The 4,135-nt window shown below is 50.1% G+C and carries 6 protein-coding genes; all 6 read left to right on the plus strand.

Annotation, left to right across the window (positions count from 1 at the left end; genetic code table 11):
* Nucleotides 1-16 precede the first annotated feature (16 nt).
* Nucleotides 17-1,147 carry an energy-coupling factor ABC transporter ATP-binding protein gene (locus PLA23_RS11085; RefSeq protein WP_324475225.1) on the plus strand — a complete coding sequence of 377 codons (1,131 nt, stop codon included), beginning with the start codon at nucleotides 17-19 and terminating at the stop codon, nucleotides 1,145-1,147.
* Nucleotides 1,144-1,758 carry a bifunctional cobalt-precorrin-7 (C(5))-methyltransferase/cobalt-precorrin-6B (C(15))-methyltransferase gene (locus PLA23_RS11090; RefSeq protein ID WP_324331080.1) on the plus strand — a complete coding sequence of 205 codons (615 nt, stop codon included), beginning with the start codon at nucleotides 1,144-1,146 and terminating at the stop codon, nucleotides 1,756-1,758. Before PLA23_RS11085 ends, PLA23_RS11090 begins: the two co-directional genes overlap by 4 nt.
* Nucleotides 1,758-2,369 carry a cobalt-factor II C(20)-methyltransferase gene (locus PLA23_RS11095; protein ID WP_324331081.1) on the plus strand — a complete coding sequence of 204 codons (612 nt, stop codon included), beginning with the start codon at nucleotides 1,758-1,760 and terminating at the stop codon, nucleotides 2,367-2,369. The genes PLA23_RS11090 and PLA23_RS11095 overlap by 1 nt, the downstream gene beginning before the upstream one ends.
* Entirely contained in the window at nucleotides 2,366-3,082 is a 717-nt protein-coding gene (cobM, locus tag PLA23_RS11100) for a precorrin-4 C(11)-methyltransferase (protein WP_324331082.1), read from the plus strand. Before PLA23_RS11095 ends, cobM begins: the two co-directional genes overlap by 4 nt.
* On the plus strand, nucleotides 3,079-3,951 hold the full coding sequence (cbiG, locus tag PLA23_RS11105) for a cobalt-precorrin 5A hydrolase (RefSeq protein ID WP_324475223.1): 873 nt from the start codon (nucleotides 3,079-3,081) through the stop codon (nucleotides 3,949-3,951). The genes cobM and cbiG overlap by 4 nt, the downstream gene beginning before the upstream one ends.
* The coding region (locus PLA23_RS11110; protein WP_324475224.1) for an SAM-dependent methyltransferase at nucleotides 3,926-4,135 on the plus strand (210 nt) is incomplete at its 3' end. The genes cbiG and PLA23_RS11110, both read left to right, overlap by 26 nt.

Genomic DNA, 4,135 nt, shown 5'->3' on the forward strand with positions numbered 1-4,135 from the left:
GTATTGTCCTCCTGCAATCCATGAGTTGAATCTTACCATAAGAAAGGGAGAAAAAATTGCTCTGGTCGGTTCAAACGGGGCAGGAAAATCAACACTCCTGCTAACCCTGAACGGGATGATACGCCCACAGAAAGGCCAGATCTCCTTCAATGGAAGACCCATCTCATATGACCGTGCATCGCTCAGAACAATCAGACAGAAGATAGGATTTGTCTTTCAGGACCCTGATGTTCAGATAGTTGCTCCTACCGTCTGGCAGGACGTCGCATTCGGGCCGGTCAATCTAGATTATACAGAAGACGAGATCAATTCGGCCGTGCATACCGCCCTCCATCTTGTCGGTCTTGAGGGGTTTGAGAAACGACCTCCCTATCACCTGTCTGGTGGGGAGAAAAAACGCGTGGCAATTGCAGGTGTCCTGGTAATGGACCCTGATGTTCTCATCCTGGATGAACCAACAAGTATGCTTGACCCTGCCGGAAGCGAGGACATCATGGACCTCCTTGATGAACTGAATCATCAGGGAAAGACCATCATCATCTCAACGCACGATGTAGAACTTGCCTATCCTTGGGCAGATCGGATTATCCTCATGGATAAAGGGAGGATAATTGCCTCAGGAACTCCTGAAGAGGCATTCTCAGATAAAGAGATGGTTCGGCGGGCGCGGCTTAAAACCCCGATTCTCCTTGAACTCTGTCAGGAACTCAGAAGCAGGGGGATGAAAACACCGGATTCTTTGCCGAGGACTGTCCTCGATATTATCCGGATCATTGAGCAGGATCAACATGGAGCAATCCGTCTCTCTGATAACGGATATGGGACGATTCATGTCGGGGATGTAGACCAGATATCAGGGCCGCAAATCAACGCAATACTTGCCGGTACATCCTGTGACACTATCGGCGTGATGGGAAGCAGAGCTAAAATCTGTGCCCGCCAGTGGGGACTGATTCCTGACATCTCTTACGCAGTGATTGATAAATGCATCCTCAATGCCATGAACGGACGAACCAGTCTCATCCTCACCACCGGCGGTATGGTTACCAGGGTTTTTGAACGGGTAACAACCTTTAACCAGATAAACAACCGGTCAATACCAGTCCGGGCATTGACCCCTTCCGGAACAGAGGGTGATAATTCATGAGGGATATCCTGAAACGCTCAAACCCGATCCCTTTTGAATGGCACCCGCCAATGTATACGGAGCATATGATATACAATCCGCCGGGTACGCCCCCCACAGGGGGACCGACGAAGGATGAGATCCTTGCAATCGCGATGCAAAAACTGGATCTAAAGCCAAATGAAATATTTGCAGATATCGGATGCGGAACCGGTAAGATCACTATGACCGCAGCACCGCTGGTTTCGCACGTTCATGCAATAGATATCAGGGATGAGGCATACCGGTGGACTTGTGAAGTGGTGCGCACAAATGCATATTCCAATGTGACCGTACACCGTGGTAATGCCGTTTCAATTCTTTCATCCGTGCGGGAACTGGACAAGGCCTTTGTCGGGGGATCACGCAATCTGTCAGGGATTATCACCGGCCTCGCTGATCTGAAGGTAAAAAGAGTTGTTATCACCGCAGTCCTTCTTGAAACACTCAATATCGCTCTTACCACATTGCAGGAATATGATATGTTTGATGAAGTCACGCTTGTGCAGGTATCAAAAAGTGTGCCTCTTGCCGGAGGATATATGCTAAAACCCCTCGATCCGGTCTATATTATCACAGGAGGATACTCCTGATGCTGACCGGAGTAGGTCTTGGTCCTGGTGATCCGGAACTTCTTACCATGAAAGCAGTTCGTCTGCTGAAAGAGGCTGATATAGTGTATATCCCGGGAGGCCTGGCACGACGCCTGGTTGAGCCATACTGTACACCGGTTGAACTCTCCTTCCCGATGAGCCATGATGAAGCGATGATCCGTGCGCAACTTCTAGAAAATGCTGAACGAATTGCATCTGATGCACGACATAAAAATGTCGTCTTTGGAATTATCGGTGATCCAAATATTTTTTCAACCTTCTCCCGCCTTTCGGTCATTCTGAAAGAACGGTTTCCTGAGATCAGTATCACGACCGTCCCTGGCATATCATCCATCACCGCACTCATGTCAGAGACCCGGCTTCCAATAACCGGGGGGTTTTGTGTCACCGACGGGAGTGAAATTCGATCCCAGATCAGGATGAAAGTGAGAAAGCCGCGTGAGATTGCAGAGCAATTGAGAAACGAGGGATACACCCGCTTCGCACTCGTAGAACGGATGTATATGGATGGAATGCAGATCCACACCGGCGATGATCTCCCGGAGGAGAGCAGCTACTTCTCTCTCCTCTATGCGGAGCGTGACCTATGAACTCCGTATGGTTTGTCGGGGCCGGCCCTGGAGATCCTGACCTGATTACGGTAAAGGGCCTTACCCTTCTGAAAGCAGCAGATATCCTGATATATGCCGGATCGCTGGTTAATCCGGATCTGGTTCAGCTATCTTCGGCCCCCTTTCAATATGACAGTAATGGGATGAGTCTTGAAGAGATGATTCCCATAATGGTCAAGGGAGTGCGGGAAGGAAAGATCGTAGTACGGCTTCATTCAGGTGATCCTGCCCTCTATGGTGCAATCATCGAACAGATTGATTTGCTGAAAAAGGAAGGGATTTCTGCCCAGATCGTTCCGGGTGTCTCCTCGCTATTCGGTGCTGCAGCGGCATTGCAGGCTCAGTTGACCCTCCGGGGAGTATCTGAATCGGTCATTATTACCCGGCCTGCGGGCAAAACACTGGAGAAGGATAGGATAGCCGAACTCTCACAGACTGGTGAGACCATGGCGATCTTTCTGGGAACTGAAAAACTTGAGGAGATAACCTCCCGGCTTGTCTGTCATCCCGATACCACAGCTGTTGTTGTCTATCATGCAACCTGGCCGGATCAGAAGATCGTCAGAGGGACGGTGAAAGATATCGCAAGGAAGGCTTATGATGCAGGAATCACAAAATCAGCCCTCCTGCTTGTCGGTGAAGTGTTTGCAGAGAACCCTAAAGGACATATCCGATCATTTCTTTATTCATGAAAACGGTGGTAACTGCGCTCCCGTACTTTCGGAAGCAGGGAGAACAGATTGCATCTGCTCTTGATGGAGCGTTCATACCATACCGTGCAGGATTGTTCTCTGAACTGTTTCAGGCGGCTGACCGGATTATTGCAATTATGGCTATCGGTATCGTCATTCGTGGTATCGCGCCCCTCATTCATGATAAATGGACCGATCCTGCTGTTGTTGTGGTAAGCCCGGATATGCAGTACGCAATACCGGTTCTTGGAGGGCATCATGGGGGAAATGATCTTGCCTACATGGTCCAGAAGACATGTGGCCTCACCCCGGTCATCACCACCGCAACAGAAGCAACCGGCCATGAAGCGGTTGAGGTCCTCGCAAAACGGGAGGGGTTGAGGGTTGTGAACACCCGGTCAACACGAAAGGCAAATGCTTCGATTCTTACTGAAAAAGCAGGCATATATCGCATCCCTGGACCGGGAATGGTTATTGCGGGATCAGGAGTGTCGTTCCTGGTTGCTGAGGGGCGGTATTCTGTGGGTATCGGATGCAGACGTGGGACCTCTTTTGAAGAGATCATCGGGGCAATCCACGCTGCATGTGAAAAAGCCCAAATCAATCCGGATGATATTGCCATCTATGCCTCCGGTGCACTCAAATCTCACGAATCAGGCCTTCTTGAAGCGGTCAGAACCCTGAACCGGAATATCATCTTTCTTGATCCACATGACCTGAACAAAGAGACTCCCCCCTCTGAATCTGCTGCATCCCGGTTTGGACTGACCGGTGTTGCAGAATCCGCAGCACTTGCCGTTTCAGTCCGCCATCATCTCATCCTGGAGAAACAGATCTATGGAAATGTCACCATCGCAATCGCAGAATAATGCAGCACCTGCCGGATCATTGGCAGTTGTCGGGATAGGTCCGGGTAGTCCGGATATGATGACCCTTGCCGCCGTATCGGCGATAAAAAGCGCAGATATGATTATCGGGAATGACTTTTATCTCGACCAGATTCCGCATCTTATCACCCATCAGGAGGTTATCAGGAGCAGAATGGGCAGGGAG

It is taken from the genome of Methanospirillum sp., assembly GCF_035406105.1.
GTDB lineage: Archaea > Halobacteriota > Methanomicrobia > Methanomicrobiales > Methanospirillaceae > Methanospirillum.